Annotated in this window: 21 protein-coding genes; 10 read left to right on the forward strand and 11 right to left on the reverse strand. The window is 59.9% G+C overall.

Annotation, left to right across the window (positions count from 1 at the left end; translation table 11 throughout):
* Positions 1 to 94: 94 nt before the first annotated feature.
* A complete protein-coding gene (locus IB245_RS25285; protein WP_192229028.1) occupies positions 95 to 1,402 on the reverse strand; it encodes a sensor histidine kinase in 1,308 nt (435 codons plus the stop codon).
* Positions 1,399 to 2,139, reverse strand: coding sequence for a response regulator (locus IB245_RS25290; protein ID WP_008028195.1), 741 nt, complete (start codon positions 2,137 to 2,139; stop codon positions 1,399 to 1,401). The genes IB245_RS25285 and IB245_RS25290 overlap by 4 nt, the downstream gene beginning before the upstream one ends.
* A 306-nt stretch (positions 2,140 to 2,445) precedes the next feature.
* Between IB245_RS25290 and IB245_RS25295 the strand changes: the two genes are divergently transcribed.
* The 3 genes from IB245_RS25295 (at position 2,446) to IB245_RS25305 (ending at position 4,380) form a co-directional block, all read left to right on the forward strand.
* Positions 2,446 to 2,706, forward strand: a complete 261-nt coding sequence (locus IB245_RS25295; protein WP_192229029.1) for a DUF2790 domain-containing protein — start codon at positions 2,446 to 2,448, stop codon at positions 2,704 to 2,706.
* A 48-nt stretch (positions 2,707 to 2,754) separates the two neighbouring features.
* Positions 2,755 to 3,009 carry a hypothetical protein gene (locus IB245_RS25300; RefSeq protein WP_008043295.1) on the forward strand — a complete coding sequence of 85 codons (255 nt, stop codon included), beginning with the start codon at positions 2,755 to 2,757 and terminating at the stop codon, positions 3,007 to 3,009.
* A 159-nt stretch (positions 3,010 to 3,168) separates the two neighbouring features.
* Positions 3,169 to 4,380, forward strand: coding sequence for a cytochrome c biogenesis protein DipZ (locus IB245_RS25305; protein WP_192229030.1), 1,212 nt, complete (start codon positions 3,169 to 3,171; stop codon positions 4,378 to 4,380).
* A gap of 9 nt (positions 4,381 to 4,389) precedes the next feature.
* On the opposite strand, the gene IB245_RS25310 is transcribed toward IB245_RS25305, so the two are convergent.
* Positions 4,390 to 5,382 (reverse strand): AraC family transcriptional regulator, encoded by a 993-nt coding sequence (locus IB245_RS25310; protein WP_008028188.1) that lies wholly within the window; start codon positions 5,380 to 5,382, stop codon positions 4,390 to 4,392.
* Positions 5,383 to 5,562: 180 nt separating this feature from the next.
* Here IB245_RS25310 and IB245_RS25315 point away from each other — a divergent pair, with 180 nt between their 5' ends.
* A complete protein-coding gene (locus IB245_RS25315; RefSeq protein ID WP_008028186.1) occupies positions 5,563 to 5,832 on the forward strand; it encodes a DUF4242 domain-containing protein in 270 nt (89 codons plus the stop codon).
* A 35-nt stretch (positions 5,833 to 5,867) separates the two neighbouring features.
* A complete protein-coding gene (locus IB245_RS25320; RefSeq protein ID WP_192229031.1) occupies positions 5,868 to 6,680 on the forward strand; it encodes a class I SAM-dependent methyltransferase in 813 nt (270 codons plus the stop codon).
* 135 nt (positions 6,681 to 6,815) lie between these two features.
* Here IB245_RS25320 and IB245_RS25325 read toward each other — a convergent pair whose 3' ends face one another.
* From IB245_RS25325 to pcsA, 3 genes are all read right to left on the reverse strand, one after another.
* Positions 6,816 to 7,742 carry a universal stress protein gene (locus IB245_RS25325; RefSeq protein WP_008043281.1) on the reverse strand — a complete coding sequence of 309 codons (927 nt, stop codon included), beginning with the start codon at positions 7,740 to 7,742 and terminating at the stop codon, positions 6,816 to 6,818.
* Between the two features lie 277 nt (positions 7,743 to 8,019).
* Positions 8,020 to 8,406, reverse strand: a complete 387-nt coding sequence (locus tag IB245_RS25330; protein ID WP_192229032.1) for a DUF488 domain-containing protein — start codon at positions 8,404 to 8,406, stop codon at positions 8,020 to 8,022.
* 3 nt (positions 8,407 to 8,409) lie between these two features.
* Positions 8,410 to 9,132 (reverse strand): phosphatidylcholine synthase, encoded by a 723-nt coding sequence (pcsA, locus tag IB245_RS25335; RefSeq protein ID WP_008028178.1) that lies wholly within the window; start codon positions 9,130 to 9,132, stop codon positions 8,410 to 8,412.
* 1,140 nt (positions 9,133 to 10,272) lie between these two features.
* On the opposite strand from pcsA, the gene IB245_RS25340 reads away from it, so the two are divergent.
* On the forward strand, positions 10,273 to 10,986 hold the full coding sequence (locus IB245_RS25340) for a tellurite resistance TerB family protein (RefSeq protein WP_192229033.1): 714 nt from the start codon (positions 10,273 to 10,275) through the stop codon (positions 10,984 to 10,986).
* Positions 10,987 to 11,061: 75 nt separating this feature from the next.
* Here the strand turns inward: IB245_RS25340 and IB245_RS25345 are convergent, their stop codons facing one another.
* The 5 genes from IB245_RS25345 to IB245_RS25365 all read right to left on the reverse strand — a co-directional run bounded on the left by IB245_RS25345 (position 11,062) and on the right by IB245_RS25365 (position 14,486).
* On the reverse strand, positions 11,062 to 11,514 hold the full coding sequence (locus IB245_RS25345) for a cupin domain-containing protein (protein ID WP_008034751.1): 453 nt from the start codon (positions 11,512 to 11,514) through the stop codon (positions 11,062 to 11,064).
* Positions 11,515 to 11,773: 259 nt separating this feature from the next.
* A complete protein-coding gene (locus tag IB245_RS25350) occupies positions 11,774 to 12,052 on the reverse strand; it encodes a DUF3303 domain-containing protein (protein ID WP_008043696.1) in 279 nt (92 codons plus the stop codon).
* Positions 12,053 to 12,257: 205 nt separating this feature from the next.
* Positions 12,258 to 12,659, reverse strand: a complete 402-nt coding sequence (locus IB245_RS25355; protein WP_032829188.1) for a hypothetical protein — start codon at positions 12,657 to 12,659, stop codon at positions 12,258 to 12,260.
* Positions 12,660 to 13,688: 1,029 nt separating this feature from the next.
* Positions 13,689 to 13,940, reverse strand: a complete 252-nt coding sequence (gene grxC, locus IB245_RS25360; protein WP_192229034.1) for a glutaredoxin 3 — start codon at positions 13,938 to 13,940, stop codon at positions 13,689 to 13,691.
* Positions 13,941 to 13,967: 27 nt separating this feature from the next.
* Positions 13,968 to 14,486: a carboxymuconolactone decarboxylase family protein gene (locus IB245_RS25365; RefSeq protein WP_008041063.1), complete on the reverse strand. Its 519-nt coding sequence runs from the start codon at positions 14,484 to 14,486 to the stop codon at positions 13,968 to 13,970.
* Between the two features lie 134 nt (positions 14,487 to 14,620).
* On the opposite strand from IB245_RS25365, the gene IB245_RS25370 reads away from it, so the two are divergent.
* The 4 genes from IB245_RS25370 (at position 14,621) to IB245_RS25385 (ending at position 17,153) form a co-directional block, all read left to right on the forward strand.
* Positions 14,621 to 15,448 (forward strand): AraC family transcriptional regulator, encoded by an 828-nt coding sequence (locus IB245_RS25370; protein WP_008033956.1) that lies wholly within the window; start codon positions 14,621 to 14,623, stop codon positions 15,446 to 15,448.
* Between the two features lie 283 nt (positions 15,449 to 15,731).
* Positions 15,732 to 16,229 carry a hypothetical protein gene (locus IB245_RS25375; protein ID WP_192229035.1) on the forward strand — a complete coding sequence of 166 codons (498 nt, stop codon included), beginning with the start codon at positions 15,732 to 15,734 and terminating at the stop codon, positions 16,227 to 16,229.
* 154 nt (positions 16,230 to 16,383) lie between these two features.
* On the forward strand, positions 16,384 to 16,581 hold the full coding sequence (locus IB245_RS25380) for a hypothetical protein (RefSeq protein ID WP_192229036.1): 198 nt from the start codon (positions 16,384 to 16,386) through the stop codon (positions 16,579 to 16,581).
* A 14-nt stretch (positions 16,582 to 16,595) separates the two neighbouring features.
* Entirely contained in the window at positions 16,596 to 17,153 is a 558-nt protein-coding gene (locus IB245_RS25385) for a polysaccharide biosynthesis/export family protein (RefSeq protein ID WP_192229037.1), read from the forward strand.
* Positions 17,154 to 17,178 lie beyond the last annotated feature (25 nt).

A 17,178-nucleotide genomic window follows, 5' to 3' on the forward strand; every position in this document is an offset into this window, starting at 1 on the left:
TCAGGTTCTGTAGGAGCGAGGCTTGCCCGCGAAGAACGATGACACGGTTTTCAGCTAGAACCGTGTCACCGTTCTTCGCGGGCAAGCCTCGCTCCTACGACGGCCTTGCTGGCAACTTCAGCTCTGCGCAGAGTCCGCCGCCTTCGCGGTTGCTCAGCGTCAACGACCCGCCGAGGGCCAGTGCCAGTTGCTGGGCAATCGCCAGGCCGAGACCGGTGCCGCCGGTGCTGCGGTTGCGCGAATTCTCCACGCGGTAGAACGGCTCCATCACGTGGGCGAGTTCTTCTTCGGCAATCCCGGGGCCGCGATCCATCACCTTCACCGACAAGCTGCCGCCAGGTTTCGATTCCACCTGCAGTTCCGCTGCGCCGGCGAATTTGAGTGCGTTGTCCGTCAGGTTCACCAGCACGCGGCGCAAGGCGTGCGGCCGGGTGTCGATGACGGTGTCACTTTTTCCGCTGAGCTGAACATCCTTGCCCATGTCCTGATAGTCGAACACCAGGCTGTCGAGGAACGAATCCAGATCGGTGCGACGGCTCTCTTCGGTGGCGCCATGGACGCTGCGGGCATAGGCCACGCCTTCGCGCACCAGGTGCTCCATCTCGCCGAGGTCGTTCCACAGTTTGTCTTTTTCGTTGCAGTCGTCCATGAGCTCGGCGCGCAGTTTCATCCGAGTGATGGGGGTTTGCAGGTCGTGGGAAATCGCCGCCAGCAATTGCATGCGTTCTTTGAGGTATGCCGCGATACGCGCCTGCATGGCGTTGAAGGCCATGGCGGCATGGGCGACTTCGGTCGGGCCTGTTTCGTCCAGGTGCACCGGGTGGGTGTTGGGGTCCAGTGTTTCGACGGCCTGTGCGAGGCGGGTGAGGGGGCCAATGGCGATTCTCACCGCCAGCCAGGTGCACAGAATCATCAGCAACAGTTGGCCGAGCAAGACGACCGGCAACCAGGGCGACAACGGCACCATCGACGGACGCACGTCGATGGTGACCGGGCTGCCATCGGCCAGTTTCAGATGGACCTGGAAGTGTTTGACCGGACCGGGAATGTCCGTAACCGTCATCGGGTAATCCTTGCCGATGGCGTCCTTGATCGAGGTCATCGCGATAGGCGTATCGCTCATCGCCGTGCCGGGGGAACCTTCATCCAGCAAATAGCGGTAGTTGCGGCGATCCAGTTGTTGCAGCCAACTCATGCGTTCTTCGGCTGGCAAGCGGTCGAGGATGGCGATGGACGTTGATACGTCGGTTTCCAGATTGCCCAGCATGGTGTTTTTCGCGCTTTCGTAACGCTCGTAGTACTGCGCACCGAAAGACAGGACCTGCGCCAGAATCAGACCGATCAGGAATATCAGCGACAGGCGTGAGGCGAGGGTACGGGGCCACCGCAGGGAAAGGTTCATGCGGGCGCCCCGAGGACTTCCACCGGCAGCGAAAACACATAGCCTTCGCTGCGCACGGTTTTGATGTAGGCCGGTTCCCGTGCGTCGTCGAGCAAGCGCTGACGCAGGCGGCTGACCAGCAAATCGATGGAGCGGTCGAACAGATCGGCATCGCGGCCCTGGGTCAGGTTCAGCAACTGGTCGCGGTTGAGCACCCGTTGCGGATGGTCGAGGAACACCCGCAGCAGTCGATATTCCGCGCCGCTGAGCGCGACCATGGTGCCGTCGTCATCGAGCAGATGGCGGGCCGAGGTGTCCAGGCGCCAGCGACCGAAGGCCAGCAGACGACCGCTTTCGGTGACCACCAGGTTGGGCGGCAGCATCCGCGTGCGCCGCAGCACCGCGTTGATCCGCGCCAGCAGTTCACGGGCGGCGAACGGCTTGACGAGGTAATCGTCGGCGCCCATTTCCAGACCGATGATGCGGTCGGTTTCATCGTTGCGCGCAGTGAGCATCAGCACCGGGGTGGTCTTGTGTTTGCCGGCGCGGATCTCGCGGCACAGCATCAGGCCATCGTCGCCCGGCATCATGATGTCGAGCACGATCAAGTCCACCGGCGTGGTCTCCAGGAACGCGCGCATCTGCCGGCCGTCCGCCACGACGGTGGTGCGCAGGCCGTTCTTCTTCAGGTAGTTGCCTACCAGCTCTCGAATCTCGCGGTCATCGTCCACGATGAGGATGTGATCGACGTGTTCCATGGGGCCAAGCCTCTTCAAATAGGGAATGACGCACAGTCTATCGAGCCTTTGCCCGCTCGCCCGCCACCCTTTGTATTGCAGTGTATCTGGTGTGTCGGCGGATACACATGGACTTAAAAACCCGGAAATCCCGGGGTTTTGTATCGCTGTGTATCGGCAGGCCCCTTTGATACGTACCGATTTACACGCGCCGCTTCTCGACACAGACGAGATACCTCAGGGCCTTCTAATAGGTTCCATCGAGGCAAACCCAACCGCCTCGGCTCAATTGAACGATCTACCCATTGAAGCCTTGAGGACACCACCATGAACACTAAAGCCATCTACGCCGCTTGCCTGTTTGCCGCCCTGAACATCTGCACCCTGTCGGCCCGTGCCGAAGCCGACGTCAGCGCCAGGACCTACAGCTACGGCACGCACCTGGACATCAAGAAAGTGGTGTCGTTGACACAGGACACCACGAACACCTGCGGGATTGTCGATGCCCAGCTGACTTACCTGGACTCCCAGAACAAAACCCAGGTGCTGGACTACCGAAAAATTGCTGACTGCAACGAAGACAACTGAGTCCTTCGCTGACCGATTGCCAATCCCCTTTGATACAGGAAGAACGCCATGAACAACGTAACCCGCTTTTTGACCGCCGCTGCCTTCGCCCTTGCCGGCGCCGCCGCTCACGCCAACGCCGCCGTTGAACAAAGCACCTGCGGTAGCAGCACCTGCTTCCAGCTGACCCCGGTGAACGAGCAGGGCGCCAACGACTTGCTGGTGCAGGACGGTTCGAGCCGTACGCCGCAAGGGCAGATGGTTGCCGAGAACGGTGGCAGCCGCACGCCACAAGGCCAATTGCTGGATGAGCAAACGGCCTGAAGTCACGCAATCCCACTGTAGGAGCCGGCTTGCTGCGGGCGGCGTTCCGACGATGACGGCAGCACATTCGACATTGATGTGACTGACAAATCGCCATCGCCAGCAAGCCGGCTCCTACAGGGGACTCGTTGCCACCCTCTAATGCATTAGGTGATCCCCATGTTTCTCATCGCTTTCCTGGGCGGCATTTTGACCGTCCTCAGTCCCTGCATCCTCCCGGTCGTGCCGTTCCTGTTCGCCGGGGTCGACCGCACTCGCTCCTCGATCCTGCTCACCCTCGGCGGCATGGTCCTGACCTTCGCCCTGATCTCCAGCCTGGCCGTGGTCAGCAGTGAATGGGTGGTGCAAGCCAACAACACCGGTCGCCACGTGGCCCTGATTGTGATGGCGCTGTTTGCCCTGTCGCTGATTTCGGCGCGGGTCGGCGGCTGGCTGGCACGCCCGTTCGTGCTGTTGGGCAATCGCCTCGACCCCGACACCCGCAAAATGTCCGGCCCGTTGGGTTCGGTGATGATCGGTGTCGCCACCGGTCTGCTCTGGGCGCCGTGCGCCGGGCCGATCCTCGGCGTGATCCTCACCGGCGCCATGCTGCAAGGCGCCAACGCGCAAACCAGTCTGTTGCTGGTGGCGTACGGCCTGGGCAGCGCGTTGTCCCTGGGCACCTTGATCTTCGCCGGTCGCGGCCTGGTCAATCGCTTGAAAGCGTCGATTCCGGTGACCGGCTGGTTGCGACGCGGTACCGGGTTTGCGGTACTGGCGGCTGCGGTGGTGATTTCCACCGGCGCCGACAAGACCCTGTTGGCCGGCACGTCTTCCGAGGGCGTCAGCAGTATCGAGAAAGGCGTGCTGGAAAGCGTACCGAAAGTGGTCGATTACCTGGTCAGCAAGGTCAAGGCCGATACAAGCCTGGACAATGCCCAAGGCCCGATGCCGTCGCTGTCCGGCGCCGTCGAATGGATCAACTCGCCAGCACTGACCAATGAGTCGCTCAAAGGCAAAGTGGTGCTGGTGGACTTCTGGACCTACGACTGCATCAACTGCCAGCACACCCTGCCTTATGTGAAGGACTGGGCGAAGAAATACGAGAAGGATGGCCTGGTGGTGATCGGCGTCCACACCCCGGAATACGGCTTCGAACGCATCATTTCCAACGTCAAGGATCAGGTGAAAAAGCTCGGCATCACCTACCCGGTGGCCATCGACAACAACTACGCGATCTGGCGCAACTTCGATAACCAGTACTGGCCCGCTCACTACCTGATCGACGCCAAGGGGCAGGTGCGTTTCACCCACTTCGGTGAAGGTCGCTACGAAACCCAGGAGAAGATGATCCAGCAGTTGCTGGAAGAAGCGAAAGCCCCCGCTGCGTAACCCGTCAACTCAATGGCTCACAGGCTCCGCGCCGTGGGCCATTGTTCGTTTCTCCTGACTGCGCCGCCACGCCGCGGGCGGTGCGCCGAACTCACGCCGAAACGCCCGACTGAATGCTGTGTCGGTCTGGTAACCGACCTCCTCGGCGATGCGCATCAATGAGCTGTTACTGCTGCGTAACAGGTTGGCCGCCAGCAACATGCGCCATTGCGTCAGGTACTGCATCGGCGAAATCCCCACCAGTTGCTGAAAGCGCTCCGCCAATACCGATCTTGAGGTGCCGGCGGTGCGCGCCAGTTCATCCAGTGTCCAGGCATGACAGGGTTTTTTGTGCAGCGCGTTGAGGGCGGCACCGACGATCCGGTCGCCCACACCCGCCAGCCAACCGGTCCGGCCTTCGCCCTGTTCGTGCATGTACAAACGCAGCACTTCGATGAACAACACCTCGGCCAGCTTGGCCAGTACGCCTTCACCGCCAGGCCTTGGCGAGCGCGCTTCGGCCAGCGCATAACGCACCGAAGATTCCAGCCAGATCCCGGCGTTCGAACCCCGCACATTGACCTTTACCACGGCCGGCAACCCCGTCAACAACATGCCCGCCAGCCGCGTATCGCACGCCAGATAACCGCACACCAGGCGCGTGACCGCGCCGCCACCGCCATAACTCAACTGCCGTGGACGGCGCGCGAGCACGACGTCCAGCCGTGCACCGCTGGCCGGCGCGAGACCGGGTTTGGAGCACATGCGATGGGCATCGCCCTGCGGAAACACCACCACATCGCCAGCCGTCAGCAATTGGGGAGGATCATCACCGAGCTCGACATAACACTCGCCTTCGGTGATCAAGTGAAAGATCACCACGCGTTCGGCGCCGGGCTCGAGAAACGGTGCGGCGGTGTCCGCGCTCGGTGACTGATAACACCAGGGGGCAGTGAACCTGGCGTTGATGAAAATCGCGCCGACCAGGCGGACGACGCGCAGGGTCTGGGACAGGGCGTCCATGGTGGTGTTCCCCTGTGGGCGGGCAGTTTTTGATTGTGAGCCTGTGGCGGCACAACGCGAAACCTCCGGACGATCGGGCAAGGTTGGCCGACGATCGGGCAGGACGCCGATGGTCAGCAGCGCGATAGTTGGCACAGGGTCTGCCGACCCTGTCATCAATAACAAAAATGAGAGGTTGCCATGCCGAAGTTCATCATTGAACGCGAGATTCCGGGTGCTGGAACACTGTCAGAAAGGGATTTGAAAGCGGCTTCGCAAAAGTCCTGCCGAGCGTTGCGCGACTTGCCGGAGGTGCAGTGGCAGCAGAGTTATGTCACCGGTGACAAGCTCTACTGCGTGTACCTCTCGCCCAACGAAGAGTTGATCAGGGAGCATGCCAGGCTGAGTGGTTTCCCGGCCAACCGCATTTCCCGGGTCATGACCGTCATCGACCCCACCACGGCGGAATAAGCCGGGGGCGTTTGAACTCGTAACGGAGCGATTTGATGAGTACTCCCATTGATCTCACTGCCTTGAAAAACCGTCAGATGGCCGCCTGGGCCAGTGGCGACTATGCCGTGATCGGCACCACCTTGCAGATTGTCGGCGAGCAGCTCGCCGAAGCCTGCGACCTGCTTTGCGACGAGCGCGTGCTGGACGTCGCCGCCGGCAACGGCAACGCGACACTGGCGGCCGCGCGCCGGGGTGCCCGCGTCACGTCCACCGACTACGTCGCCGCGCTGCTGGAGCGCGGCGAAGACCGGGCCCGGGCGGAACGCCTGGAGGTGACCTTTCAAGTGGCGGATGCCGAGGCGCTGCCGTTCGAGGACGGCAGTTTCGATGCGGTGCTGTCGACCTTCGGCGTGATGTTCGCACCGGACCAGTCCAAGGCTGCCGCCGAGCTCGCGCGGGTCTGTCGTCCGGGCGGCCGGATCGGCCTCGCCAACTGGACGCCTGAAGGTTTCGTCGGCCAGATGTTCAAGACCCTGGGCCGGCACATGCCACCTCCGCCGGGGGCACAACCACCGTCGAACTGGGGTTCCGAGGCCTGGCTGCATAAGCATTTTGATGAGCGCGAGTTTCTGCTTCAGGTGACACGGCGGTTCTTCAATTTCCGCTACCGTTCGGCCGCGCATTTCATCGACACGTTCCGCACCTGGTATGGCCCGGTCCACAAGGCGTTCGCGGCGCTGCCCCCCGAAGGCGCCCAGGCCCTTGAAGGTGACCTGACCGAGCTGATCAACCGCTTGAACCGCACGGGTGAAAAATCGCTGGTGGTGCCGAGTGAATACCTTGAAGTGGTGATCACAAGGCGTTGACCCGGCAACGCCCCCCCCTGTGGGAGCGGGCTTGCTCGCGAAGGCGGAGTGTCAGTCAACAATGATGTCGCCTGACACTCCACCTTCGCGAGCAAGCCCGCTCCCACATTGGGTATGTGGTGTCTGGTCGATTGATTACTCATCCAACCGCTCGCTGTACACCACCCAGACGCTGCACGGCATTTTGTACAGCAGGTGCTCCACCGTGCTGCCGATCAACCTGCCCAGGCCGCGATGGCCGATGCGGCCCATGACGATCACGTCGATGTCGCAGGCATCGGCGTAGCGGGTCAGGACCTTTACCGGGTTGCCCATGATCATGTGCCGTTGCTGCGGCGCGATGCCGTTGCGTTCGGCCAGTTCGTTGAAGGCGGCTTCCTGGTAGTCGAACAGGGTCCTGGCTTTGCCCGACGAGAAAAACGCCGAACCGTTGTCGAAGCCGAATTCATCGGCGCTGATCGATGACAGGTCATAGGCGTAGACCACATCCAGCTCGGCATTACAGGCGCTCGCCAGTTTTGCCGCTTCGTGAAGAATGCGGTCATTGAAGCTTTTGTAGTGATCATCACGATGGAACGGGTCGACCGCCGCGACGATCTTGCGCGGCAAGGCATGCGCGGCATGGCTGACGAAGTGCAACGGCACCGGGCATTCCCGCAGCAAATGCACGTCGAGTGGCGTGAACATCAGCCTTGAGAGCATCGAATGCGGCTCCAGCGCCTTGATCAGCACGTCCATCGGCTGCTCTTTCAGGTGAATCAGGATTTCCTCCAGCGGCCGTTCGACCCACGTCACTTCGGTGGTGACGTGCACCCCGATCTTGCGCAAGGGCCGCGCCTGGTCCTCAAGCCATTGACGGTGTCGATCGACATAGCCCAGGCGCATCTGCTCCAGGGCCTTTTCATTGACCAGACTGGCGGTCGCCAGGCCCTCCAGATAATCGAACGCAACGATGTGCAGCGCCGCGTCTTCGGCCTTGGCCAGCGCTGCGGCCCTGTCGAAGGCGGGGCTGTGTTCCATCAGGGGTGAGGCGACCAGCATGAAACGTGATTGCTCAGACATGACAAACCTCCCGTGGGTAAACGAGCGTCAGGGTCATTCGACAGGCATTCAACCTTTTGAGTATTGACCATGATCAACCTGTCGTCTGGTCAGGCGGGAGTGGGGCGGGGTTATGAGGGTGGCGATTACGCCGTGAACTTCAACCTTGAGAACGACGCGATCCCTTGTAGGAGCCGGCTTGCTGGCGATAGCGTCCGTCCAGTGACCATTAGTTTGACTGACAGAACGCCATCGCCAGCAAGCCGGCTCCTACAGGGGATTTGTGGGGTATTTGAATTTAAATAACCTTGGCGCCGCGTACCTGCAACAGTTCGCGCAATACCGAGCGATGGCAGTGCGCTTCATCTTCGCAATAGCAGCCGACGGCCAGCGAGGTGTGATGGGAGAGGGCCGCCAACAGATCCAGCAACTGGCTGGGCGCAGGCTGATTCATTTCAGCCTTGAACTTGCGCTTGAAGCCCTCCCAGGTTTTTTCATCTGCCGCCGCCTTGGCTTCGGCCACTAATTCAGCACTGGGCGACAGCAGCGGTTGCCACACATCATAAAAATCCCGCTGGGCAAACTCAGCCTTCGGCACGCCACGAGGCGGGCGGCGCACGGTGCCTAACCGAAGGCCTTCATCGGGCAGGCGCGGTGAGCCGAGTCGTACGATATGAATAGGCATGGCTTATGGGTGCCGCGAGCCGTCAAACCATTCCATCGCCGTGCGCCAGATGCAAATCCCCAGAAAGTAGGCCGACATCAGCAACCAGAGCCCCATGACCATCGGGTTGATCACCGGATGGTTGATCACCAGCGACAAGCTGCACAGCAACCAGATGGCCGTCACTGCAATGTTGATCGGCATGAACCGGCGCACGCGAAACGGGTGCAGGAATTTCATCCGGGTCACGGTCAGCAACGCCAGGCCGATGACGGTGAGCAGGGTGATCCACGGCGACGGGGCGATGATGTACAGGCATAGCGCAACCACGTTCCACGCGGCGGGGAAGCCCTGGAAGTAGTTGTCTTTGCTTTTCATGTTGACGTTGCAGAAGCAGAACAGCGACGAGACCAGAATCAGCGACACGGTCAGCAGCAGGGTGTAGTCCGGCAACGGGATGTAACGATAGATAAACAGTGCCGGGATAAACACGTACGTCAGGTAGTCGATGACCAGGTCAAGGATCGAGCCGTCGAAGCTTGGCAACACCGACTGTACGTTGACCTTGCGCGCCAGTGCGCCGTCGAGCCCGTCGACGATCAGTGCGACGCCCAGCCACAGCAGGCAATTGGTGGGCTGGTTTTCCAGCAGGGCGAGGGTGGCGAGGAAGGCTGTGACTACGCCAGTGGCGGTAAAACCATGGGCGCCCCATGCTTTGAGCCTGGCGATGTGTAGGGTGGATATCACGGGGGCGTTCTCCAGAAAGTGAAGCAAGCCAGTCATCACCCTCGTTTATCGGGGGCGGTGGCGAACCGGGTCGGGTTGCAGGTATCGACCGGAAATCCGGGAATAAGGTTCACCGTCTGTAAATCTTAGCTGGGTCGTCAAAAAATACTGTGGTGTTGGGTATGAAATCCTTCACCGAGGGGAATGTCGCTGTCGGACTGCGCTTGCGTCCATTTCAGGGGGATGGCTGACCTGATCTTGCGGATGTACCCGGAACCATTGTGGGAGTGAGACCGGCTTGCCGGCGATGGCTGTGTATCAGGCGACGAATTTTTTAAGGGTGTACATATCCATTCCTGCGGTAACGGCGGCTATTGGTTTCGCTCTTACAGCGAGTCCCTTTTTCAAACGCCAAAAAGGAACCAAAAGGCTTTGCCCCTGACGTACGGTGGCTCGCTAAGGCTCGCCATGCCCTCGCTCCGGTCCTGCTCCGTGGGCCCGCCGCCATCGGCCATCCATGGCCGGGGGCGGCTAACCCGGCATCCTTGCCGGGTTGCCCACTGCGCAGAACCTCCACTCGGCCTTCCGACGGGGCAGATCAAGATCAAAAGCAAAGCAAAGCAAAGCAAAGCAAAGCAAAGCAAAGCAACAGCAGCAGACGCGGTAATTGGCCATGGCACCAATCAACTGTAGGAGCCGGCTTGCTGGCGATAGCGGTGGGTCCGCCAACTTATTTCTCGACTGACCCACCGCCACCGCCATCGCCAGCAAGCCGGCTCCTACAGTTGATCGTATTTATCCAAACACCTATGCATTTCCCATGTAGGAGCCAGCTTGCTGGCGATGGACGTCAACGATAACGCGGACTGTCTGAATGAACGCGTTGCCCCGACGCTTTTCGCCGGCAAGCCGGCTCCTACAGGGATCCTCGTACGCTTTTGATTTTCACCACTCATCAGGCCGAGCGTTAGCTCACGTTCCGCTTTTCGAAAGTGACTCGCCGTAAGGGCGAGATCGCCAGCCGTCATCAGCAAAACAATGGATATACCCCCAAACGCTTGAACACCACAGACAGCGAAGTCAGCCAAACGGTAATGGCGCAACGGCGTACGAGGACTATCGTTGCCTGACTGGATAACTCCAACCGATGAGGACGTCGTCATGAACACCAGCGATTTGCTCGAACAACTCTTGCGAGCCGGCCAGGGCTCGATGACGCAGCAAGGTGGCGGCGCACCTCAAGGCGGTATGGGCGGCGGTCTTGGCGGGTTGCTCGGTGGCCTGTTGGGCGGCGGTGGCGGTGCAAACGCCGGGTTGGGCGGTTTGCTCGGGGGCTTGCTGGGCGGCGGTTCGGGCATGGGCGGCGCGACCCAGACTCGCTCGGGTGGGGGCACCAACTACGCAGCGTTGGCGTCCCTGGGGATGATGGCTTTTCAGGCGTATCAGGCCTGGCAAAGCAGCCAGGCAGCCGCGCCGCAACAGGCGCCGCGCACCGTGGATCTGCTCTCCGGCCCGGAAGTCGAGGACCACAGCCACGCGGTCCTGCGCGCATTGATCGCGGCGGCGAAGGCCGATGGCCGGATCGACGACGCCGAGAAACAAATGATCAGCACTGAAATCGGCCGCCATACCGATGACCCGGAACTGCAGCAATGGCTGGATGATGAAGTCGCCCGGCCGCTGGATCCCGCGGATGTGGCGCAATCGGCGACGGACCCGGCGATTGCGGCGGAAATGTACCTGGCCAGCGTGATGTTGGTGGACGATCAGCAAGACGCCGAGCGCAACTATCTGGATGAACTGGCGGCGGCGTTGCAGATAGATCCGGATTTGCAGGTGCATCTGGAGCAGCAGGCCAAGGGTGGCGCGGTTTGACTGATAGCTTTTTGTAGGAGCCAGGCTTGCCGGCGAAGGCGTACTCACAGGCCCCTTCGCCGGAAAGCCTGGCTCCTACAGGGGCTGCGGTGATTTCGGAATCAGAAACGTAACCCCGTGCGCTTCGGCAATTTCCAGGATTCGCGGCAAATCCTCCGGAACCCTCAGCCGGTCCACCGCCGTAAAAAACTGACCGCCGCGTGGATCGGACACCACGCCAATCATCCTCGCGGTCGCGCTGATGTTCTTGTAGGCATGGATCGACCCACCAGGAATATGCACGTAGCCGCCGGCAGAAACGGTGGTGGACTTGCCCTCGACCGTCACTTCGACCTGCCCGTCGGTAACGTAGAAAGCCTCGTCCCACGGATGGAAATGCAGCGGCGGCCCGCCCCCTTGCACGCCTTCCTGAATGTGCATTTCAAAGGGTTTGCTCAGATCGCCGCCGGCGAGAACCGTGATCGCCTCACCCACCACATTGACCGGCCCCGGGGTTTTTTCGGGGGTGATGACGTGAACCGTTCGCATGATTGCTCTCCGGAGGATGTGTCCACTCCCGCTGAGTATATTCACTTGCCGGCGTGCCCAGTGCCCGGCCATCTGTCCGTCTGTCAGGGCAGTTTCAACCCCGATTGAATTTTTCTCCCGGGGTATCGCTCTGCTGCTCAGGCAATCACTGCCGAGATGCGGCGGCGGGTGGGAATCAAGACGTAGCAGGATCTAAAGCCTGACGCTGACAGAGCGCCTGCGTCGTGGCGGCGAGCAAGACTCGCCGCCACGACGATTATTACTTGCTGACAGCCGCCGCCAGCAGCGGCCCAGCCTGCTCATCGGTGAGTGCCGCATGAACCTCCATGCTCATCAGGTCACTCCATTGCAGCACCCATTTTTGAATCTGTACGGCATCGTCGGTTTCCGCGATGCCAAAACCGCTCGAGCCACCGACGGCATGCCAGCGCCCGAGCATCTTGACGCCGGGGGGCGGGGCACCTTGGGTCTCGAGAAAGCGCTTGATCGCGCTGTTGCGGTTTTGCGGACTGATTGACCAACTGACCATGAATAACATCTGCCACCTCCTGATAGGGATTGGCACCTGTTGCTCTTCGCGCACCTGGCTGGCGCCGGGACCACGGTCACGCCTGTTTCCCGCTTCGTCCTGACGGGCTTGAATGTCTTTCTCCCTTTGAGAAGGCATAGCAGCGCGCCGGGATTTGCGTACGACCGCTGATCCTCTTTCGTGGCATTCGGGAGTGTTGGGGGGCATTCAGCCGTCAAGCGTCGCGCAGCAGGTCGTTGGCGTTGAGCAGTTCGTAGGCGATTTCCGGCCGTTTTTCCAGCCCGCGACGAATCGCGGCCGGGATAGCCTGGCGGGTTTTGCGGCACAGCCCCGGCAATTCGCCGATGGAGATGGCGATGCCGCGCATGGTGCGGACTTCGTTGAAGCCGGGGGCGATTTCGACCCGGATGCCCAGTTGTTCGAACATCCGCTGTTGCAGCCGTTCGAGGTCGCTCAGGCTCTGGAGGTTTTCCAGGCGGTCGAGCAGGCGTTTTTCCTCGGTGCGGGTCAGGAACAGGATGCGCAGGTCCGCGCCCGCTTTTTCCAGCAGCGGTTCACGCTCGCAGTTGCAGGCACCGGGCGGGCAGGGTTGGCGGATCGGCATCGACGTGGTCATAGGGGTCAATCATAGAGCGCCCTTTGTGTGTTTGCCCATATGCCCCGACTCTTGCGGATGTACCCGGTCCCTGTAGGAGCTGGCTTGCCGGCGATAGCGGTCTATCCGGCGACTATTTTCTTTCAGGTGTACATATCCATTTCTGCGGTTATGGCCGCTATTGGTTTCGCCCTTACGGCGAGTCACTTGGAAAAGCCCCAAGTAACCAAGGGCTCTTGCCCCTTTCGTTCGGTGCCTCGCTAATGCTCGGCATGCCCTCGCTCCGGTCCTGCTCCGTGGGCCCGCCGCCATCGGCCATCCATGGCCGGGGGCGGCTTACCCGGCATCCATGCCGGGTTGCCCACTGCGCAGAACCTGCGCTCGGCCTCTCGAGGGGGCGCTTAGATCAAAAGCTGAAGGCGAGCTAACGCTCGACCTGATGAGTGGTGAAAATCAAAAGCGTACGTGCCCCCTGTAGGAGCCGGCTTGCTGGCGATGGCGTCTGCCCAGCCAATACATACGTTGACTGATCCACCGCTATCGCCAGCAAGCCGGCTCCTACAGGGGAAATGCGTGTGTATTCGGAACGCATACATTCAACAGTGGGAGCGAGCTTGCTTGCGAAAATCGTCTGGGCGACGCGTTCCTTCAGACAGCCCGCGTTATCGTTGACGTCCATCGCCGGCAAGCCGGCTCCTACAGGGGAATGCGTACGAACAAAGAAACAGGTCGGCTGGCAGGCCGCCTCGCTTTTGCTTTTGATCTTGATCTGCCTCGTCGGGAGGCCGAGTGGAGGTTCTGCGTAGTGGGCAACCCGGCATGGATGCCGGGTTAGCCGCCCCCGGCCAGGGATGGCCGATGGCGGCGGGCCCACGGAGCAGGACCGGAGCGAGGGCATGGCGAGCCTTAGCGAGCCACCGTACGTCAGGGGCGCAGGCGCTTGGTTACTTGGCGCTTTTCCAAGTAACCCGCTGTAAAAGCGGAACCAATAGCGGCCGTTACCACAACAACGGATATGTACACCCCCCCCCCAAAAAAAAGTCACCGGCCTCAAGCAAGCATCGACATCAACCCCCCCTGACGATCAAGTTTGGCCAGCTCGTCAAACCCTCCAACATGCACATCACCGATAAAAATCTGCGGCACGCTACGGCGACCACTGCGGCCGAGCATCTCCTCAAATTTCCCAGGTTCCGATTGAACGTTTATTTCCTGTGCCGCAATGCCACGGCTCGCCAGCAAAATCTTGGCGTTGTGGCAATAAGGGCAAGTGTCAGTGGTATAGAGCGTCACGGTGTTCATCAGCGGTTCTCCCGAATAGACAGTCGTTCAAGCATCGATGGCCGGAAAATCAATCTCGGTCAGGGCGACGTTGTTGAGGTAATTGGTCAAGGTCTGCGAGGCCACGTGAGCGATCACTTCGACGATCTTGCTGTCGTTGATCCCGGCTGCCCGTGCCGCTGCGATCTGCTCGCTGCCCAGGTGGCCACGGCTTTCGGTGATCTGCCGGGCAAGGGTGGCAAAGGCATTGAGCTGGCCGCTGCGTGCGCTGAGGATGTCTTGCGCCGATAACCCGGCCTTGCCGGCAAACAATGTGTGGGCCGCGAGGCAGTAGTCGCACCCATTCACCTGGGACGTGGCGAGGAAGATCGCTTCTTTCTCGGTAGCGCTCAGTGACGTTTTACCGAGGGTCGCAGACTGTTGCAGATAAGAGGACAGCACGGCAGGTGCATGCGCCAGCGTCTTGAAGACATTGGGCAAAAAACCGATTTTTTTCTGCACGCCTTCCAGCAGCGGGCGAGTGGTGTCGGTGGCGTGTTCGAGGCTCAGGGTGTTGATGCGGCTCATGGTGGATCTCCGTAGATGACGGCGCGGTGTGCGCTGGGTACGGGGTCCATGCTAATGACGAGTGCTGGTCTATTGGCTGCAAATCGTCGAGGATATGCGACTGATCGTCCAAATATGCCGCCAGGAGCCTGTCCATGGATCGCTTGTCCACCTTGCTCAGCCATTTCGGCGTCAGCGCCGGTACCTTCCACAGCGGGACCTTTTGCGGCACCACCGGTTTTGACGGTGATCAGGCCTGCGGGCACCTCCATCTGCTGCAATCCGGCGAGCTGACCCTGAAACTGGCCGATGAGCGCGCGATTGAGCTCAATACACCCACCTTGATTTTCTTCCCTCGGCCTTACCGTCACCGATTGATTGCCGCTGACACGTCCGACACACAACTGGTGTGCGCCTCGCTGACGTTCGATGGCGGTGCGGGGAATGCGCTCGCGGCGGCGTTGCCCGATTACCTGGTGCTTGATCTCGATGAAGTGCCGACCATGGCCGGTACGCTGGATTGGCTGTTCAACGAAGCCTTCGGTGGCATTTGCGGTCGCGAAGCGATGATGGACCGCTTGTTCGAAGTGCTGGTGATCCAGTTGCTGCGGCACATTCTGACCAATCGCGAACAAAGCCCCGGCATGATGGCCGGTCTCGCCGACCCACGCCTGGCACGCTCGTTAAGCCTGATGCACGACACGCCCGGCAAGTCCTGGACTGTGGCTGAGTTGTCGACGGCGGCCAACATGTCCCGGGCCAGTTTTGCCGAACACTTTCGTCAGGTGGTGGGGCAGACCCCGGTGGATTACCTGGTGAGCTGGCGCATCAGCCTGGCCCAGAAACGCTTGCGTGAAGGCAAGTCCATTGCCCTGATTGCCGATGAAGTGGGGTATGAAAGCCCTTCGGCGCTCGCCCGGGCATTTCGGCGCAAGACCGGCGTCAGTCCACGAGAGTGGATGCACGGCGGCCAGCGTCGATAGTTTTTTGTCGCCGGTGTTTCGGCAGGGGAAAAGCAAAGCATTCAGGCCCGTTTTCGGCAGGGCTGATGCCCATGTTTGAGTCGTTTCAAGGAGATAGAGCCCCTTGTTATGATGAGGACTAATTGTCGATTTATTGACGCCATTCTGCCTTGATTTTTATTTTAATTTATTGTTGTGACAGACCATTGACGTGCTGGCTATGTGCTTATAGGCTCCAATCAGCTGGGTAACTAATCCTTCATTCGATATCAGGAAAACCCTGTGTGCAGGGAGGCGGGCTTCAATGCGTTCATCACTGGTTCTCAAATCCGTTTTGTTCTGCGTGCTCTTTAATGGTGCGGCCATTGCCACCGCACAAACGGCCAATTTGACCCGTGAAATTAACCGCATGGGCGATGCTTGCCAAGCGTATGGTCCAAAAGCGGGCATGACCGCCGCCGAGCAGGGTGGTGCCCCTTCAACCGTTGCAAACGGTCCTGGTGCGGCAGCTTCGGCCAGCGATACCAGCTTCGCTGATACAGCAAAAAATCAACTCAACAGCCTTATAGAGTCCGCCACCAAGGTGGGCGCTACCGTCAATAGTTCTTCCTGTGACGGATTAATGGCGCAACTTGCCGTTGACAAGTTAACGGCAGATTCAGGTACGCAAAGTAAAGTTTTGAGTGGCGGGGATGATGCCCTCAGCAATCAATCGAATGCAGTTCCGTTAGCAGCTGCCGCCTGGTTGTTTTCATCCGCGTTATTCGGTTTTGTCATGGTTGCCAACCGGCGGAAGGTGTAGCTAGCTTTTTGTTTTTGCTGGCGATTGTGTGGCGCATTGACACTAGTGATTGATATCAATTTGATCTGCTAGTGGGTTTGGCGATGTATTAGCTGAATGACGGGCTCTATTAAACAGAGTGCTATTAATTTGGCAGGCAGACATCGAGGTCGATATGTTTAACGACAACTTATTGTTAAATAAAAAACTTCCTTCGCCAGCTGTTTCCCGGCAGGCAATAGAGGCGTCAGGCCGACGAAAACCGGACGGCGTCGAACGCAAAAAACAGCCCCTTGATCGTTTCCTTGACCTAAAAATGAGCAAGAGTGATTTACCCCGGATTTTATGCAAGACTCTTGGCAAGGCTACTTAGGCGGAGGGATCCCGATGTCGCGTTTCTGGTTACCTTTGGTCTGCGCGCTGGCAGTTATGCCCAGCATTTCCAATGCCGTCGCAAACGATGCTGCATACCGGTTGAGTCCGGGTGACAAGCTTGCCGTTTCCGTTTGGGGCGAAGACAAGCTCAAGCAGGACGTGATCGTTCTTCCCAACGGAAGCATTACCTTCCCGCTGGCAGGGCAAGTCGATGTGGCAGGTCTCGATACCACCGCAGTCGAAGAGAAAATTGCTGCCAAGCTTGTAAAGTACATACCCGATCCGCAGGTGAGCGTTGTCGTCACCAGCACGGATGGCAATCTCGTGTACGTGCAGGGCAAAGTGTTGAAGCCAGGCAGTGTCCATTTATCAGGTCAAACGTCAGTGCTGCAGGTGTTGAGCGTGGCGGGCGGGCTCGACAAGTTTGCCGACAAGGATGAAATCAAGGTCGTGCGACTCAACGGGACCAAGCAACAGATCCTGCCAGTCAATTACAGCGATCTGATGTCCGGGCGTGACATGTCCACCAATATTCTCCTCCAGGCCGGCGATACGCTGGTCGTGCCTTAGACTTGCGCGATGCATTAAGGATTAA

The organism is Pseudomonas sp. PDM02, assembly GCF_014852285.1.
GTDB lineage: Bacteria > Pseudomonadota > Gammaproteobacteria > Pseudomonadales > Pseudomonadaceae > Aquipseudomonas > Aquipseudomonas migulae.